Source organism: Halonatronomonas betaini, from assembly GCF_015666175.1.
Taxonomy (GTDB): Bacteria; Bacillota; Halanaerobiia; order Halanaerobiales; family Halarsenatibacteraceae; genus Halonatronomonas; species Halonatronomonas betaini.
In genome coordinates, this window is sequence record NZ_JADPIE010000002.1 from 92,105 (window position 1) to 109,512 (window position 17,408).

Sequence of the window (17,408 nt, forward strand, 5' to 3'; positions counted from 1 at the left end):
ATTTAAAATATTTATTCAGTTTTTTAATATCATTTATTTATATTATAAATCTAAAATTTAAATTGTCAAGTTTTGATTAATAATTTTATTTATCTCTATATAGCCTTACTGTTCAATTGCTTTTTATGTAATACAGATGTTATAATATAGTTGAGGTGATTGATTATGAAAACTATAAAATTAAGAAAAGTTGGGAATAGCTATGGCTTTACAATTCCTAAGGAGATTAAAGAAAAATATAATCTTAAAGAAGGTGAAGAGCTTCATATCATTGAAACTGAGGATGGCTTTAAGTTGACCCCATTTGACCCTGAGTTTGAAGAATGGGCCGAGGCTTATGATAAAACAAATCAAAAATATAAAAACACCCTTAAGGAATTAGCTGAATGAGCGAGATTAAATTTATACCGAAGAATATTGTTCTCTACTTTCATAAACAGCTTATAAAAGATTATGGTGGCAGTTCTGGTATCAGAGATGAAAATTTATTGGATTCTGCCCTTGAGCAACCTAAAGCTACTTATAATGGTGAATATTTACATGATTCATTAATGAAAATGGCAGCAGCTTATGGTTATCACCTCTGTAATAATCATCCTTTTGTTGATGGAAATAAAAGAATTGCTTTTGTTGCTATGGATACTTTTTTGCAAATGAACAATTTTGAAATTACTGCTTCTGAAAAGGAAGCCTATAAAATGATGATTCAGGTGTCTTCTGGGCAATTATCAAAAAAAGAATTAGTTTTATGGCTTGAAGAAAATGTAGATGAATATCTTAATACGATTAGATAAATCAAAGTGCTGGCGCTAGCCGGCACTTTTGTTAAGTCTATTTAAATTTGAGTTGTTAATTTTTAGCTGCTTCAGTCTCTTCTAATAATCTGTCATAAGCTTCAGTTTCTACTAAATCCGGGTTCTCTTCTGCATAATCTAAGGCCATCATTCCATCTCTATCCTGTATGGTTGGATCTGCACCAAAATCCAATAAGGTATTGATGATTTCAGGTGAATCATTATACCTGGCTGAGAAGATTAATGGTGTTTTATCATTTATATTTTGAGCATCTATTTCTAAACCATGATCCTTCCAATGCTGTCATTATATAAAAAAGTTATAGAGATTATAGACTAATGCAGCCTGACTTAACCAGTATAACCAAATTAAAACTGTACCTAAACCGATATATAATGAATGTCCTTTGTCATGGTTAAGAAAATATATAAAGCCCAGGCTAACTAGAGTTACAACTATAAAAATTATAGGACTCTGACTTGCAGGAGGTATATTAAAGGTAAAGAGATCATTAATATTTCCTTGTATTAATATTGCTGTTCCTGATATAGCTATAATTGCAATTATAAAAGAAACATAGGGTATATCTTGAGTTATTTCATAAAATCTAGTTGACTTTTTGCTAAATAAATATATGGCTAAAATTACAATCAATAGCGGAATGAAGGAATACCCTAACATTAAATTAATTGAAGCTATAGGATAGGTGAAATAGATTGCTAAGCTCGAAACCAGTTCTATAGAAGAGTCGATAGTGTTAAATCCCATAAACTCCATAATACCAATCTCTTCTGGTTCAATTGTATTTGAATAATAAATATCTCTTCCAGGAGAGGCTGCCTCTGTCCAGAATAAATGCTGATTATCTTCATGTTCTTTTATATTTGAATTACTACTGAAATTCAAAGCAGGAAATATTCGTTTGTTTTGTAAGCCATTATCGCCTTCAGAAAAGCGGTTCTTAAAGAGGGCTGCCTGTCCCCTTTTTTCAAGTTCACGGGAATTGATAATTACTTTTTCATCACCATCAATAAAAAATGATGGATTAATACCAGGATTGCGGGAGAACTCCTGAAAGTCCAGTTCGCTATTGAAATGTCCAGTTATGATTATATTATTATTAAGGTCACTATCAAATTGAACCCAGGATAACCATAGCTCATTATTGTATTCCCCAATTTTTATGTTGGCATTATTTCCATAGGATTGACCAAGTTCTTCTGTTGCCTCTAATTCTCCAGTTTCAATGTCTAACTGACTGAGATTAAGGAGATAGCGGTTAAATCTATCATCATCACTGGAAATGAACATTTTATCTGGATTAATTTCCTGCCAGGCTAAGAAGACTTCATTATCGATAGAGGCTAATTTGGGATAGCCTACACCCTGTTCAAAGGTATGGGTTATTGAAAAAATCTGTTCTTCATAAAACTCATCATAGCCCTTAATGGATAGGATGTTTTGCCCCAGTTCTTGATCTCTTTCACTGTAAGCTAAAATAAGCATATCATCAGTTTCTGTAATGCTTAATGAACCTGGAAAACTTATATCTTCCTGCAGAGTGATCGGTGCACTATCTGTATTCAGGTTTTGGGATTTAAGGTTTTGATCACTGGAGCTTGAACCGGCAAAATAAAAGAGATAATCTTCATCTGCAAAAGAGACTGCCTGAGGAGAGACTACCTGGCCTGCCCTGACAGGTTCAGTTTCTGCCTGGATCTCGCCATTATAATCAATATCTTTCTGTCTAATAATTCTCTGACCATCATAATTTTTAATGGTAAAAAGGCTATAACCTTCATCAGTAAATAAAATATCATAGGATCTAGTCGGTATGTTTGCTGCAATCTGAACTGGCTGTGACCAGTCTTCTAATCTCAGATGCTGAATTTCATCTGGATTATTCTGATAAAAATTAAAATAAAATAAGGATAGTACCAGCAGGATTACAAAGGAACCGATAAAAAATAGTAAAACAGGTCTTAATTTCTTCAACTTAACCCCTCCAGGTTGTTTGGTTTGGAAAACTTCTATATCTGTTAATTATCTAATTCATGATTGATCATAATCTTCCTGCAAATCTTTTTAATATTTTGGCATGGTTTGTGTTTTTCACTTACCCTTAGTCTAAAAAGTGCTGGCGATTAGCCAGCACTTTCGTTAAGTCTAATTTTTGATTGTTTACGTTAGATATTTCTGTAATTATTAATATTTAATACAGGTTAAGGTTATGTTACTTTAATATTTTTCAAAGCCTGATGTCCATAGGATTTGAATTCTATGCTGGCATTGCCGGCCTTTTGAGGGATAAGTGTTCCATTTTGATTGATTTTTATAATCTCTGGATTAAGTGATTTGAACTCTCCCTCTAAAGCTGACATTTTAAACTTGCTATCGAAGGTTACAATAGGATTAATCCTGATATTTGACGTGATAACCTCCGGGCCAGCCAGGTCAACCTGTTTGATTTTTCCGATGTCTCCGTAAAAGTAAAGGAGTGGGCAATAGACTCTGGCTGCCCAGGCTGTTTCACTGTGGATAGCTCCAGGGACCTGATAGTAAATTAAATCGAGCTTTGAATTATTTTTTAAATCTTTCAGTCGGGAGATAACCTTTTCATTAAAGGCCATAAATTTCCCCTCTTCCTCACCTGTATCGAGCCAGATTTTAGTATCAAGGTTATTATATTGATAGGAGTTAAGTTTTTTAAGGGGAGAAGTTCTGCCCCACCAGAATGATGGGGACATAACTGCAAGTTTTGAAAATAGGTCTCTATTTCTTAAACCAATATTAAAGGTCACTAAGCCCCCCATTGAAGAGCCCATCAGTGCTGTATTTTCTGGTCCCTCTTTTACCCGGTAATTTTCAGCTATATAAGGCATTAGTTCGCCAGTTAAGAATTTCTCATATTTATGGCCCCGGGCTTTTACTCTTTCATTTTTGAAATATCCGTTCCGATGAGCATATTCACTTAATCTCTCTTCGCCCATATTATCGATAGCAACAATGATTATCTCCTCTATTAAACCTTCTTTAATCATATAATCTGTAGTTTTATGGAGATCCCATGATTCTCCAGAGTAAGACTCTTCACCATGAAAGACATTCTGGCCATCATGGACATATAAGACTGGATAATATTTATTTTTTTGAGTTGAATATGAAGGCGGCAAATATATTCTTAGTTTCCGCTGATTATCCAGAACTTTAGAATAAAAATCTTCGATGATTTCTATATCTATCTTTTCTTTTGACATGAAAAAACCCCTTGCCTGCAGTTATTGTATATTTTTAAAGTAATAATTTCTCAATATCTGATAAATAGTGGCCGCAATAATTACTTTCACTTAGTTTAATCTTTTATATAGTTAAATAATGCCGCTTTCTTTAAGCTTCCCTAAAAAATAGGGCATCTGCTCTCTCCAGCCGGTCCAATCATGATCTACATCATAACCCCAGTAGTCAAACCAGGCCGGTAGATCCTTTTCAGCAAAAATTGTATCCAGGAGCCTGGTATCTCTTAAAGTATCTTCTTCCCACCTGCCCTGACCGGCACAGACTATAAGGTTGTTTTTATGATAATGGTTGAGGTACCATTCATCTTTTAGCTCTTTCAGATAGTCTACAGGAGAATTCAGATAAACTTCTGCATCCATATAACCGCCGGTAAAGAATCTTGCATCATAAATTCCACTTAAGGCTATGGCCGTATCAAAGGCATCAGGATGCTGCAGGTAAAAGTTCAGGGCATGGAAAGCGCCCATGCTGCAGCCGGTGGCGATTAATCCTCCCTGCCAGTTAGAATGATATTTAATCAGGGGCAGCAGTTCATCAATGATATATCTATCATAATTGTTGTGGATTACTGCCATATCATGGGGATGCAGGCCATGATTTAGCCAGGATTCAGAATCAACACTGCTGGCAGCATAGACTGTTATTTCTCCATTTTCAATAAATGGCCAGATAACATCAATCATGTTGAAATCTTCGTATTCATGGAAGCTGCCTCCAGATGAAGGAAAGACAAGCATTGGTTTACCAGTATGTCCATAAATTTTAAAGGGCATTTCTCTATTTAAATGTGAACTATAAAAACTTCTATATTCTATATGCATTCTACTTGTTGCTCCCCCCTAAACCTTCTCCAGTATATAGTTGACTGCTTCTTTGCCTAATTCAAGATCTTCAGTTCTTAAAATGATTCCGTAATCTCCAATTGCCGGTGCCAGGATAGGTGCTATACCCTGATGCAGAACAATATTGTCACCATATTCATCTAAAACATCTGAAAGTGAATGTCTATAGTTGATAAAATTCTTTCTGCCGATATAGAAACAGTTGTATTTTCTACTTATCTCGGCGTCAAAGAGGTTATCTTTAACTACTTTGCCATACTGTCTGTAAATATCAATATCATTGGCATAATTAAACATATCCAGAGTTAATCCTCCAGGCGGGCGAATATTTACTTCCAGGGCAACAATGCTGCCATCACTCTTTTTAAAATACTCAAAATGAAAAAATCTCTCTTTAATATCAAAAGCCTCTAGAGTTTTCAAACCTGCCTCTACTATCTCATGAGGCAGTTCCTTTGGGATATAATAAAATAAATCCAGGCCATAATTTACTGCTTCCATGATTCCACCGCTATAGATTAAAGATGATGAGAAAACAGGATTGCCTTCTGCATCTATCAGGCCATCAAAGGTATAGATATCGCCTTCTACATATTCTTCCATGATATAATCAGTATCTGATTTTTTCTCAAAAAAGTTAATCAGGTCTGATTGTTTTTTCAATTTATAGGTATCAACGGCCCCGACTCCGTTATCAGGCTTTACTATGACCGGATAATCTACTTCTGCAATGAATTCTTCAGCTTCTTCGATTTGATTAATAATTTTGCCCCGGGCTGTATTTAAACCTGCCTGATTAAAGACTTCCTTCATCTTTGATTTATATTTCATTGGTTTAATTTCATCAATTTTTAGACCTGGAACGTTAAAATCTGTTCTTAATTTTGCATCTGTTTCCAGCCAGTATTCATTATGGGATTCAATCCGGTCAATTTTGCCATACTTTGATGTGAAATACCCGCAGGCTCTAATTAGCTGTGGATAATCCTCCATCTCATCAACTCTGTAATACTCTGTCAGTGAATCTTTTAATTCTGGACTTAAACTGTCATAAGTTGAATCACCAACACCAAGAACATTAACTCCTGCTTCCTTTAATCCCTGACAGAATTTATAAAAGTTATCAGGGAAATAAGGGGATAAAAAAATATAATTCATATTATCATTCCTTTCTCTACTCGACTTCTCAGCTACTCTTGTATTGCTTGCTTATTAAAGGAAGAATAATTATTAATAAGTTATGTTATTTTATCATTTTAAATTACTGTTGTAAAATGTCTGAATTTTCATCTCTATATTTTTAATCTACCGAAAGATTTGTAGTTTATAATATAGCGAATCGATAATATAAAATAATATGACTGAAATAAGACCTGGATATTACTGAATTATGACTAATAGGCTTTAGTTAAGTGATATAATAAAGCTTAAAGGAGGCGAATTAAAATGAGTAGAAAGAGACTTGAATATAATGAGCTCCTGCAATTGAAAAAGTTTGATACTCCAACTATTTTTAATGGATGGTCAGCTATGACAGATCATGATATTACTAAAGAATGTTTAAATTTAGAAGAAACCAGGGATTTTATGCCTGAAATGGGGCCAATGGTAGGTTATGCAGTTACTGTTGTAATAGAGCCGAGCAATCCTGAACATTTTGAGAATAGTTATGAAACCTGGAGTAAATATGCTGAATTTGTGGCAAGTATTCCTTTTCCTGGGATAGTAATTATTCAGGATCTTGATAAACCAAATGTTATTGGTTCATTGTGGCACGAAATGAATTTTGAACTTCATAAAGTTTTCAGATGTGTTGGTACTATTACAGACGGAGCTATTAAAGATTTAGATGGAATGAAAAAAGTAGGTTTTAAAGCACTTGCCAGAAGGTTGTGCGTTAGTAATGCTTATGTAACTCCTATACGCTGGGATTGTGAAGTTGAAGTTTTCGGTTGTTCTATTAAACCAGGACAATTAATTCATGCAGATAAACATGGATTTTTAGCTATTCCTGAAGAAGATGAAATAAACCTGCTTGAAGCTGTTGAGTTTATGAATGAAATACGATGTAATTCAGATGAGAACTTGCTTAAAGCCGTTAAAGATGTCAAAGGTAAAAACAATGATGAGATTCTGGCTGCTATTGATAAAGCAAATGCTTATACTTCTAAAGCAATAAGAGATAAGTATGGTAGATAATAAGATATTAATAGACACTATTGATATAAAAGCTTAAGAATAAGTTTACTCTTTTAGGATTAAAAATTATTATTTTCACAAAAATTTTAATAGTTAAACTTTAATTATTTAGTTGATAATAGATATATTTGATGTTACACTGTGTCCAAGATAAATAATTATTTCACAATTAATCTGGGAGGGGTACTATGTCTAATAAATTAACTACTAAATCTACACAAGTTAAATCTTTTGCAATGAAGCAGGTTGGTGAAGTTGGATGGATTGAAAAAGAAGTTGAAACATGTGGAGATTATGATGCTCTTCTAAAGCCGATTGCTGTATCACCATGTACATCGGATATTCATACTGTATATTCTGGAGCCATTGGAGAAAGACGAAATCTGGTACTTGGTCATGAAGCCATTGGTGAAATTATTGAAGTTGGTAAAAAAGTTGAAGACTTTAAGCCAGGAGATAAAGTTATAGTTCCAGCTATTACACCGGATTGGAATAGCCTGGATATTCAGGATAAAAGTCATCAGCATGCAGGGGGTATGCTTTCAGGATTTAGGTTTGCTAATTTAAAAAATGGCGTTTTTAGTGAATGCTTTCACGTTAATCATGCTGATTTAAACTTAGCCCACCTTCATAAAGAAATTTCTACTGAATCTGCTTTAATGTTAACTGATATGGTGACAACTGGACTTCATGGTTCTGAGCTTGCTAAAATAGGTTTAGGAGATACTGTAGCGGTTATTGGAATAGGTCCAGTTGGATTAATGGCCGTTGCCGGAGCAAAATTAAGAGGTGCTTCAAGAATATTTGGGGTTGGTAGCAGAGAAATATGTGTAAATCTTGCTAAAGAGTATGGAATGACAGATCATATTAATTATAAAAATGGTGATATTGGGGATCAAATTATGGCTGCCACTAAGGAAAAAGGTGTGGATGCTACAATAGTGGCAGGAGGCCATAGTGATATTTTAAAAAATGCTGTGAAAATAACAAAACCTACTGGAACAATAGCAAACCTGGTTTATTTTGATGATGATGATGAGATTCCACTTCCACGACTAGACTGGGGAAATGGAATGGCACACAAGGATATAAGAGGTGGATTATGTCCAGGTGGCAGAATCAGAATGGAAAAGCTAAGTGATCTTGTATTATATAATAGATTGGACCCTGGTAAATTAATTACTCATAGATTTTATGGATTTAATGAAATTGAAACTGCATTTAAATTAATGAAAGATAAACCTAGAGATCTTGTAAAACCTATAGTTATGTTAAATTAAAAATTTTAAATTTGTATTATTAAGATTTACTTTTTATTAAGACTATACATGCAAAAGCCAGGGATATAAAATCTATCCCTGGCTAATTTTATTGATCAGAGCTTAATATCTCTGGTTTTTTTAGTTTAAATTTGTTGAAATTTATTGATATCTTCCGAGGACCAGGTTTTCTCGTCCCAGTCTCTTGACTCAAGTTGTTTTAAAGTGGTTTTAACTTCTTCATAATAGGCTCCATTGATATGAAGGCTATCAACTATATGACAGTAGCTGCCTATCGGAATGGCCAGTTTATCTGCCACATATTGCTGAATAGTAAAAAATCCTAGCATATTAGAAAAATTAGCTTTAAATAAGTCGTTACTGCACATATAAAGGTTCATATTTAGCTTATCATCTACTATTCTAAACCAGAGCCTGATTAGGTCTGGCGAAAGCTTATTCCTGCCAGGATCAATCTTTGGATTCCAGAGAGTGGCCTGGGCTTTTTTGGAATAACCTGCCCTTTTAAGTTCTTCGATTACATATTCAATCTGGTTGACCCCTTCTTTTGTGCCATCAGGGCTATTACTTTCAGCTGATTTCTCTCCATAGCTATCCTGATAACTAATTAAGCGATTAGTATAGCTGTCTTCTACAGGGTCAGACTGATTAGTTTTCATGAGACCATCTTTAATACCATTTACATAATCCAGGAGGTCTCCTATTCCCATTGGAAATCCAGCCCGATGATATTTAGGTTCTCTTTCAGGTTCTTTAACGACCAGCATGGCAGTAATATCTTTAGATGGTGGGTCTGTTTCATCTTCATAGTCAGTTCTAATTTCAACGCCAGATTCCCAACAAATTTTCAAGGCTTTTTCCCAGACTTCAGGAAAAGTCTGGCCTTCAATTAATTTATATTCCATTGGTTAGCCTCCCTGGTTAATTAGATTTGATAAATTGCCTTTACTTATTATATTGAAGATATATTGAAATTATCCTTTATAAAAATTCAATAAACTCTAATAGGCTTTATCTATAGCATTTTAATTGATTTTCAATCTAATTACATTCCAGGAAAGGTTAGATATATTTGAAATAACTCTGTTATTATTAACCCTTGCATCTCCATTATTATGAGGGCTAACATTATTGGGGTTATCTGATGTATTTTGAGCTTTGATATTATCGTGCTCCAATACTAAATGTTCGATTAAATACAGTTTTTCATAGCCATTAATCTGGCAATTTAATTCCAGGGATTGATCTCTGGATCTATTTACAGCAAAGATAGTTAACTCATCTTTTGAACTGTTTTCTACTGCAACTGCCTCCAGACATGATACATCTCCAAAACTTTTAGTATTGTATTCAGGTGATGAAATTCTTGTCTGCAAAACCTCTCCTCTTCCAAATTTAGAAGCATGTAAGAAAGGATAATAAATGGTCTGCTTCCAGGCATCTCCTAGAGGTTCTGTCATCACTGGTGCTATAACATTTACAAGTTGAGCCAGGCAGGCAATTTTGACTCTATCAGCATGTTTTAATAATGTAATTAACATTAGGCCGACAACCAGGGCATCTTCAAAGGTATAAATATCTTCAAGTAATGGAGGTGCTATCTGCCATGGTTCTATCTCTTCATCAGATTCTTTAGAATGATACCAGACATTCCATTCGTCAAAGGAAAGATATATTTCTTTATCACTACCTTTTTTCTCTTTGATAAAATCACAAATAGATACAACGGTTTCAATAAAATCATTAATTCCTTCCGTCTGGGCTAAATACTCTTCCAGATTATCAGCTTCATTTTCAAAGTATTGATGGAGGGATATATAATCAATATTTTCATAGGTATGCTCTAATACAATCTGCTCCCATTCTGGAAATGTTGGCATACCGCGACCGGAGCTGCCACAGACCACTAATTCTATTGAGGGATCGATAGCTTTCATTAATTTGGCAGTTTCATTTGCCAGCTTCCCATATTCATCGGCTGATTTATGGCCAATCTGCCAGGGGCCATCCATCTCATTTCCTAAACACCATAATTTAATATTATGGGGCTCTGGATAACCATGCTCTTTTCTTAAATCACTATAATATGTACCTCCAGGGTGATTACAATATTCGAGAAAATTTCTGGCAGCATCCATTCCTCTTGTGCCAAGATTAATTGCCATCATCGGTTTCGTATTAATTTTTTTTGTCCACTCCATAAATTCATTGGTCCCAAACTCATTAGTTTCAACAGTTTTCCAGGCCAGTTCTAATCTATTTGGCCTATCTTTAATCGGACCAACTCCATCTTCCCAGTTATAACCTGAAACAAAATTACCACCAGGATACCTTATTACTGAAACATCCATCTCCTCAATCAGCTCTAAAACATCTTCTCTAAAGCCCTTTTGATTGGATTCTGGATGTTCAGGTTCATATATACCGGTGTACACTGCCCTGCCTAAATGTTCTAAAAAACCTCCAAATAAGCGGTCATCTACTTCGGCATGCTTTAAATCTTTATCAAGTTTAAGCTTTGCTTTCTTTGACAATATGCTCACTCCTATAAATTAATATCTTTTATAAAATTATGATTTAATATCTTTGTAAGTTTATCTCTACCGACTGGTCTGGAAAATAAATAACCCTGGATGAAATCACATTTTAAGTTCTTTAAGAGATTATAATTAACTAATTCTTCAACTCCTTCAGCAACTACAGGAAGACCCATGCTATGAAACAGATTAATTAAACTGGCCATAGTCTCTTTCTGGTCGTTATCCAAGAACATTTTGCCTAAATGCCTATCAACTTTTATCTTATCAAAATTAATAAAAGATAGATATTTAAGAGAGGAATATCCATTCCCGAAATCGTCTAATGCCAGTTTAACCCCTAAATCACTTATTTTATTTAGAAACTCTATTGCCTTATCTTCGGCTTTAATTAAAATACTTTCGGTAATTTCTATTTCAAGCAGACCTGGATTTAGGTCATATTCTTTTAATAGTTCCTCTAAAAAATCAATATAGCCTGCATCATGAAGCTGTTTAACCGAAAAGTTAATTGAGATTTTAATGGGATTTATACTTTCCTGATTTAGTTCCGCTAATTCTTTTATAGTTTCTTCAGTAACCCACCTGCCAATTTCATTTATTAAGCCACTACTTTCAGCAACTGGAATAAACTTTCCAGGTGAGATGTTATAATTTTTTAATCTTAATAAAGCTTCGAAATATTCTGCTCTTCCTGTTCTTAGATTTACCTGGGGCTGATAAACTAGCTTAAAACCATCATTTTCTAATGCTTCTCTTAAAATTTCTTTAATCTTTTTATTAGTTTCTAATCTATTTCTCATCTTTTCTTGATAATAGAGGTGGTTTTTATCTATTGATTCTTTGGCCTGATACATGGCTGTATCTGCCATAGTGACTAATTGATATGAGTCTTCAGAATTCATTGGATAACGGGATATTCCTATGCTGAGGTCTATATACACTTTATTTTCATTAATGATAAATGATTCAGATATTAGCTCATAAAGCTGCTGAATTAAGGCCTCTATTTTTGATTTTTCTGCTGTATTTTTTACTAATATCAAAAATTCATCTCCACCATATCTGGCCAGAAATCTATTTTCATTGCAGATTTGAGATAATGTTTTGCTAAATTCTTTTAATAAAAGATCGCCATTAACATGTCCCAGGGTGTCATTGATTTCTTTGAAATTGTTTATATCCAGAAAGATAAGGGCAGCCTCTTTATTGGATTTTTCCTCCAGGAATGAATTTAATTCTTTCATGAATTTACGCCAGTTAGCTAAATCAGTTAGCGGATCATGGTTGGCCTGATATTCAAGGTTTTGATTTAAATATGTAATTTCTTCATTATTAGCTTCTAGTTGCTGGTAGGCTGCGGCCAGCTCGTCAGTCATATAGTTAAAATTAGTTGCTAACTTACCAAGTTCATCATCTTTGGTTCCTTTAATTTTAGCTGAAAAGTCGCCATCAGCTAGCATTCTAGTTGTATTAATTAAATTATTAATTGGTTTTAAGAGATATTTTTTGTTAATGAGAAATACTGAAACAATCAATAAAATCGAAACCACTATGGAGCTTATTAAAATTATATTCTCAAGTCTATTCTGAATTGCAAATACCTCATTTATGCTGCTTTCAACGAAAACAACCCCTTCAGGATTACTAAGTCTATTATAAAATGCTATTTTTTCATCTCCATTAAACCCTTGATATTCTATGTAACCCGATTGGTTATTAATGATTTCAGTGTAATCTAAAATCTCATTAATGTTTCGCTGATTTAAAATTAACTCCTGGTTATCATGGGCAATAAACTTGCCGGAGGCATCAGTGATGAAAGCATTGGTACCATACATTCTGCCCTTATCGGCAACCTGCTGGCTTAAGTCTTCTAGTACTATATCTCCACCCAATACTCCAAGCAATTGATTGTTTTCATCTCTTACAGGTATTGCAGTAGTTATCATAAGATAATTTTCATTGGCATCATAATATGAGTCTGTCCAGGTGATAGAATCTCTATTTACGGCAGATTGGTACCAGTCTCTTTCTCCTGGAATATATCCTGCTGGCATTTCTATCTCAGGATAGATTATCATTTCTCCATCAGGTCTGCCTAAATAAAGGTATTTAAAATTCTGATATTCCTGATTAATAGCTGAAAGAACAGGTAAAACTTCTTCTCTTTCGCCTGTATGCAATTCAGGTAGTTGCCTGGTCAATGCAAGAATTCTCTCTTTATTACGAATAAAATCATTGATTGAATATTCCAGTGAATCAGCTATTTCAGTATTTCTACTTTCGATCTGATTGTTAACTTGCTCAGAAACATAATTTCTAATTACAATTGAAAGAACTGCGATAAAAATGATTAAAAGGAAAATAATACTCCAATTAATTTTTAATAATAGACTATTATACCATTTAACTTCATTGTTTTTAGCCATATTTAGCTGCCCCTTAATGAGATTAAATTTTTTCAGTATTTATTCCTTATTAAATAGTTCAAGATAGTAGATTAATTACCTGCAATGATTACAAGAAAACTTTATAGATATAATCCTTTTTTTATATGGTTTTTTAAAAAAACAGCCAGGGATGCTGGCTGCTTAAAATTTAAGATATTCAACTATTTTTGCAATGGACTTCAGTAATTTAATATGATAAGTATATCATACTGAATTGGCTTCAACAAATAGATGTTGATTGTTATCATATAATTTTTTATGAAATTTATATAGTTGATTATACTTTTTAGCTGATTTTTTATCAGGTTCCAGGACTATTCTTTTTTTATGGTTGAATTCTATTGAGTTATAGTCATCATAGATACCCAGTGCTATAGCTCCTATCATGGCAGCTCCTAATGCTACCGCCTCTTCATTTTCATGAACTATTACTCTGGCATTAAATATATCGGCAAGCAACTGCATCCAGGGCTTTGACTGCGTAGCTCCCCCATTTAAAATTATTTCATTACAGGTTGAGCTATCAGCTTCCAGAGCTTCTTTAATTGTTCTCATCCTGTATGAGATGCCTTCTATAGCTGCTTTTATTAGTTCCTTTTTAGAATGATTATAATCCAGACCAAATATAATTCCCCGGGCATCAGGATTCCAGTTAGGTGATCGTTCGCCAGTAAGAAAGGGTAGAAAAAATAAGTCTTTACTGCCAGTAGGTACCTCATCTATATACTGATCGATTAGTTTATAATAATCATCAGCAGATTCAAAGAAATTCTTTTTTATCCATTCTAAAACAATGCCACCATTATTAATGGCCCCGCCAGGGAGATATGTATTTTCATCTAAAAGATAACACCAGATGCTTTGATTTTCAGCATCGATAACTGGTTTATCAGAAAAGACTCTGATTGCTCCACTTGTGCCCAGGGTAGCAGCAAATTGGTTTTCTGCTAATGCCCGTTCCCCTAAATTGGCTAATGGCCCATCACCTCCACCAACGACCAGGGATATACCTTTAAGTAATTCAGTATTTTTTATTTTATAAGTCTTGTAGATATCAACTAACCTGGATAGCTGGCTTTTACCGATTCCAAGAAAACTTAATAATTTATTATCCCATTTCTTATTATTGATATTTAATAATCCACTTCCACTTGCAACTGAATAATCTATAGAATATTTTTTAGTTAGCTTATAGATAATAAATTCTTTAATACTGATAAATTTTTCTGCTTGATTAAAAATGTCCGTTTTATTTTGCTTAAACCAGAGGATTTTGGCCGGCAGATAAATAGAATGATATGGGCAGCCTGTTCTGGAATAGACACTATTATTTTTATAAAATGCTTTAAAATCACCAGAGATATCCTTTGCTCTTGTGTCAGCCCAGGTTAAGCAATTTGTTAGAGGTTGATTATTTTCATCAACAATGATCATTGAATGAAGGGCAGAACTAAAAGATATAAATTCTACTTTAAAGTTAGAGTTATTACATTTCTGGATGACAGTTTCTAAAGTTTTAATAACTGAATTATATACCTCATCTGGATCAAGTTCAGCCTGATTTTTTTGATTGCTTATGAGGCTATATTTCTGCGATATTTTATCTATCTGTTTAAAATTTTTATCATAAATTACTGTTTTTACAGAGGAAGTTCCGATGTCAGATCCTATATAAACAGTTTTCATTTTGATTGCCTCGCTTTCCTGAGATTATTTATATAATTTTAAAAGCCAGGGCAGATGCCCTGGCATGTTGGTTAATTAGTTAATTATAAAGTTTAAGTTATTGAGGCCTCATAAATCTTTTTAACTGCACCTTTTAAAATTCTGTCGAATTCTTCATCTGACTGATCGACGTGGAGATCCTGCAATAGCGCCCTGGAAAAACTGGCTATCATGCCATGATTTTCACTGAGTCTAGTGGTGGCCTCTTCCTGACTATAGCCACCAGATAGGGCAACTACTCTTAAAACATGTGGGTCTTCAATGATTTCTTTATAAAAGTTCGGCTCTTCTGGCAGAGTAAGTTTGAACATTATTGTCTCTTCAGCATCTAATTTGGCCAGATTTTTAATAATCTCTTCTTTCATTATCTTTTCGCATTCTACTTTCTCGTCACTATTAATATTGATTTCAGGCTCTAAAATAGGGATAAAGCCTGCTGCAAATATCTTTTTGCCATATTCAAATTGTTGCTCTACAATATCTTTGATTCCCTGCTTATTTGCAGAATGGATTACAGAACGCATCTTTGTACCGAAAATATTATGCTTCTTGGCTTTTTCAAGCAGGTCATCAAGCTCTTTCATCTCTGTCATCAACTGAACACCGTTTGCCTTATCCTCTTTACCTTCATCAACTTTCAGGATTGGTAGGATACCTTTATCTTCCCAGAGGTAATCTGCAGTATATTTGCCTTCCATCTTATTTTCCATGGTGTGTTTAAATAGAATTGTACCTAAAATATGATCAGAACTAAAAGAAGGACTGGTGATAATTCTTGTCCGCATCTTATGAACTAACTCAAACATCTTCTCTGTACTATCGTACTCCGATTCAGGAATCCCATAGCCCTCTAATGCACCTGGTGTACTACCACCACTTTGATCCAGAGCTGCTATAAAACCATCACCATTTTTCATTAAGTCTAACTGTTCTTTATTCATAAATAGCCTCCTTTTTTAATGTTTATTGACACTAACTATTGTACAATTATTATTATAAAAAAGATGTAGCATGATTACAAAATTTAGAATTAGGCCTTAAACTCCAGTCTCTAATTTGGAAAATACCGGGAGCGAGTTCTCTGTCTTAATATCTATTTCTCCCTGAATTAGAGGCAGGACATAATCTATAAACTCTTCTGTTACACCATTACCCTTTTCATTTATCCATTCATCAGGTACAAGCTTTACATGATTGGCTACTTTTTCAGCCTCAACTCTTATGATTTCTGCCTGATAGGGATCATTAGAAATCCGCTTGATTGCAGTCATTTTACCTGTTTCTCCTTCTAGAGCTGCTTTAACTGCCTCTGCTCCAACCTGATAGGCTTCTTCAATATCTCGACCAGAAGCACAATGAGCTGCTGCCCGCTGCATAACATCAAACTTGATGGCCTTAACTCGTTTACAGAGATTATTTTTAATTATTGGTTTTAGGGTATCAGCAACTCCCCCCAGCCTTTTATGGCCAAATTTATCATGGGCAGTAGTTTTTCCGGCGTAAACATAATTTCCGTTTTTATCTCTGATACCTTCTGATACTACAACTGTAATCGCTTTTTGGTCTTTCATTTTATTTTCAATATCTTTATAAAAATCATCAACGTCAAATACTACTTCAGGAAGATAGATAAAATCAGGAGCATATAACTTTTCATTGGCTGCTAATATACTTGAGGCTGCAAGCCAGCCACTGCCCCGGCCCATCGTTTCAATAATATGAACATTTTTGAGATCATAGACCCTGCTGTCTCTGGCTATTTCCATAACTGAAGTTGCGATATATTTAGCAGCACTTCCAAAGCCTGGACAGTGATCTGTTATGACCATATCGTTATCGATTGTTTTAGGTATTCCCATTATGCTAACATCGATTCCTTTTTCCCGGGCATAACTGCCCAATTTAGCCACCGTATCCATGGAATCATTACCGCCAACATAGAATACATAACCTATCTCATGTTCTTCTAAAAAATCAAAAAATTTGATGTAATCTTCTTCATGTTTATTATAGTGAGAAATCTTATATCTAGATGTGCCAATAATAGTTGATGGGGTGTTCTCTAATAACTCTAATTCCAGCTTACTTTTATCTGTTATATCAAAAAACTTACCCTCTAAAAGCCCCTGCAGACCAAACCTCATAGCATAAATTCTATCTAAATCTGGTGAATTTTTTACCTGATCGAGAATACCTCTATAACTGGAATTGATAACTGCTGTAGGACCACCAGATTGTCCAAGCAAACAATTTCTTTTTTTCATAATCACCCCTCCACTG

Annotated in this window: 15 protein-coding genes; 4 read left to right on the forward strand and 11 right to left on the reverse strand. The window is 34.2% G+C overall.

What is annotated here, in order from left to right; all coding sequences use genetic code 11:
- The first annotated feature begins 165 nt into the window (after positions 1-165).
- Positions 166-390 carry an AbrB/MazE/SpoVT family DNA-binding domain-containing protein gene (locus I0Q91_RS03525; RefSeq protein WP_270452907.1) on the forward strand — a complete coding sequence of 75 codons (225 nt, stop codon included), beginning with the start codon at positions 166-168 and terminating at the stop codon, positions 388-390.
- Complete coding sequence (locus I0Q91_RS03530) at positions 387-794, forward strand: type II toxin-antitoxin system death-on-curing family toxin (protein WP_270452909.1); 408 nt, start codon at positions 387-389, stop codon at positions 792-794. Before I0Q91_RS03525 ends, I0Q91_RS03530 begins: the two co-directional genes overlap by 4 nt.
- A 55-nt stretch (positions 795-849) precedes the next feature.
- Here I0Q91_RS03530 and I0Q91_RS03535 read toward each other — a convergent pair whose 3' ends face one another.
- The 5 genes from I0Q91_RS03535 to I0Q91_RS03555 form a co-directional block, all read right to left on the reverse strand.
- A complete protein-coding gene (locus I0Q91_RS03535; RefSeq protein WP_345790946.1) occupies positions 850-1,071 on the reverse strand; it encodes an ankyrin repeat domain-containing protein in 222 nt (73 codons plus the stop codon).
- A 30-nt stretch (positions 1,072-1,101) separates the two neighbouring features.
- Positions 1,102-2,790: a hypothetical protein gene (locus I0Q91_RS03540; RefSeq protein WP_270452911.1), complete on the reverse strand. Its 1,689-nt coding sequence runs from the start codon at positions 2,788-2,790 to the stop codon at positions 1,102-1,104.
- 233 nt (positions 2,791-3,023) lie between these two features.
- Positions 3,024-4,052, reverse strand: a complete 1,029-nt coding sequence (locus I0Q91_RS03545; RefSeq protein WP_270452912.1) for an alpha/beta hydrolase — start codon at positions 4,050-4,052, stop codon at positions 3,024-3,026.
- 111 nt (positions 4,053-4,163) lie between these two features.
- Positions 4,164-4,913: an esterase family protein gene (locus I0Q91_RS03550; protein WP_270452913.1), complete on the reverse strand. Its 750-nt coding sequence runs from the start codon at positions 4,911-4,913 to the stop codon at positions 4,164-4,166.
- Positions 4,914-4,931: 18 nt separating this feature from the next.
- Positions 4,932-6,092, reverse strand: coding sequence for an ATP-grasp domain-containing protein (locus I0Q91_RS03555; protein WP_270452915.1), 1,161 nt, complete (start codon positions 6,090-6,092; stop codon positions 4,932-4,934).
- Positions 6,093-6,380: 288 nt separating this feature from the next.
- Between I0Q91_RS03555 and I0Q91_RS03560 the strand changes: the two genes are divergently transcribed.
- Both I0Q91_RS03560 and I0Q91_RS03565 read left to right on the forward strand, forming a co-directional pair.
- Positions 6,381-7,133: an RraA family protein gene (locus I0Q91_RS03560; protein WP_270452917.1), complete on the forward strand. Its 753-nt coding sequence runs from the start codon at positions 6,381-6,383 to the stop codon at positions 7,131-7,133.
- Positions 7,134-7,321: 188 nt separating this feature from the next.
- A complete protein-coding gene (locus I0Q91_RS03565; protein ID WP_270452919.1) occupies positions 7,322-8,413 on the forward strand; it encodes an NAD(P)-dependent alcohol dehydrogenase in 1,092 nt (363 codons plus the stop codon).
- Between the two features lie 125 nt (positions 8,414-8,538).
- Here the strand turns inward: I0Q91_RS03565 and I0Q91_RS03570 are convergent, their stop codons facing one another.
- From I0Q91_RS03570 to I0Q91_RS03595, 6 genes are all read right to left on the reverse strand, one after another.
- Entirely contained in the window at positions 8,539-9,318 is a 780-nt protein-coding gene (locus tag I0Q91_RS03570) for a thymidylate synthase (protein WP_270452921.1), read from the reverse strand.
- 120 nt (positions 9,319-9,438) lie between these two features.
- Complete coding sequence (gene arfA / locus I0Q91_RS03575; protein ID WP_345790947.1) at positions 9,439-10,950, reverse strand: arabinosylfuranosidase ArfA; 1,512 nt, start codon at positions 10,948-10,950, stop codon at positions 9,439-9,441.
- An 8-nt stretch (positions 10,951-10,958) separates the two neighbouring features.
- The gene (locus I0Q91_RS03580; RefSeq protein WP_270452924.1) at positions 10,959-13,382 is read right to left on the reverse strand and encodes a bifunctional diguanylate cyclase/phosphodiesterase; all 2,424 of its coding nucleotides are present in this window, start codon (positions 13,380-13,382) and stop codon (positions 10,959-10,961) included.
- A 225-nt stretch (positions 13,383-13,607) separates the two neighbouring features.
- The gene (locus I0Q91_RS03585; RefSeq protein ID WP_270452925.1) at positions 13,608-15,089 is read right to left on the reverse strand and encodes a gluconokinase; all 1,482 of its coding nucleotides are present in this window, start codon (positions 15,087-15,089) and stop codon (positions 13,608-13,610) included.
- A gap of 92 nt (positions 15,090-15,181) precedes the next feature.
- On the reverse strand, positions 15,182-16,069 hold the full coding sequence (locus I0Q91_RS03590) for a fructose bisphosphate aldolase (protein ID WP_270452926.1): 888 nt from the start codon (positions 16,067-16,069) through the stop codon (positions 15,182-15,184).
- A gap of 96 nt (positions 16,070-16,165) precedes the next feature.
- Entirely contained in the window at positions 16,166-17,392 is a 1,227-nt protein-coding gene (locus I0Q91_RS03595) for a 6-phosphofructokinase (RefSeq protein WP_270452927.1), read from the reverse strand.
- Positions 17,393-17,408 lie beyond the last annotated feature (16 nt).

What these genes read in the sequence shown, in the direction of transcription:
- I0Q91_RS03525 (WP_270452907.1), top strand. Translation starts at nt 166, where the DNA reads ATGAAAACTATAAAATTAAGAAAAGTTGGGAATAGCTATGGCTTTACA.
- I0Q91_RS03530 (WP_270452909.1), top strand. Translation starts at nt 387, where the DNA reads ATGAGCGAGATTAAATTTATACCGAAGAATATTGTTCTCTACTTTCAT.
- I0Q91_RS03545 (WP_270452912.1), bottom strand. Translation starts at nt 4,052, where the DNA reads ATGTCAAAAGAAAAGATAGATATAGAAATCATCGAAGATTTTTATTCT.
- I0Q91_RS03550 (WP_270452913.1), bottom strand. Translation starts at nt 4,913, where the DNA reads ATGCATATAGAATATAGAAGTTTTTATAGTTCACATTTAAATAGAGAA.
- I0Q91_RS03555 (WP_270452915.1), bottom strand. Translation starts at nt 6,092, where the DNA reads ATGAATTATATTTTTTTATCCCCTTATTTCCCTGATAACTTTTATAAA.
- I0Q91_RS03560 (WP_270452917.1), top strand. Translation starts at nt 6,381, where the DNA reads ATGAGTAGAAAGAGACTTGAATATAATGAGCTCCTGCAATTGAAAAAG.
- I0Q91_RS03565 (WP_270452919.1), top strand. Translation starts at nt 7,322, where the DNA reads ATGTCTAATAAATTAACTACTAAATCTACACAAGTTAAATCTTTTGCA.
- I0Q91_RS03570 (WP_270452921.1), bottom strand. Translation starts at nt 9,318, where the DNA reads ATGGAATATAAATTAATTGAAGGCCAGACTTTTCCTGAAGTCTGGGAA.
- I0Q91_RS03580 (WP_270452924.1), bottom strand. Translation starts at nt 13,382, where the DNA reads ATGGCTAAAAACAATGAAGTTAAATGGTATAATAGTCTATTATTAAAA.
- I0Q91_RS03585 (WP_270452925.1), bottom strand. Translation starts at nt 15,089, where the DNA reads ATGAAAACTGTTTATATAGGATCTGACATCGGAACTTCCTCTGTAAAA.
- I0Q91_RS03590 (WP_270452926.1), bottom strand. Translation starts at nt 16,069, where the DNA reads ATGAATAAAGAACAGTTAGACTTAATGAAAAATGGTGATGGTTTTATA.
- I0Q91_RS03595 (WP_270452927.1), bottom strand. Translation starts at nt 17,392, where the DNA reads ATGAAAAAAAGAAATTGTTTGCTTGGACAATCTGGTGGTCCTACAGCA.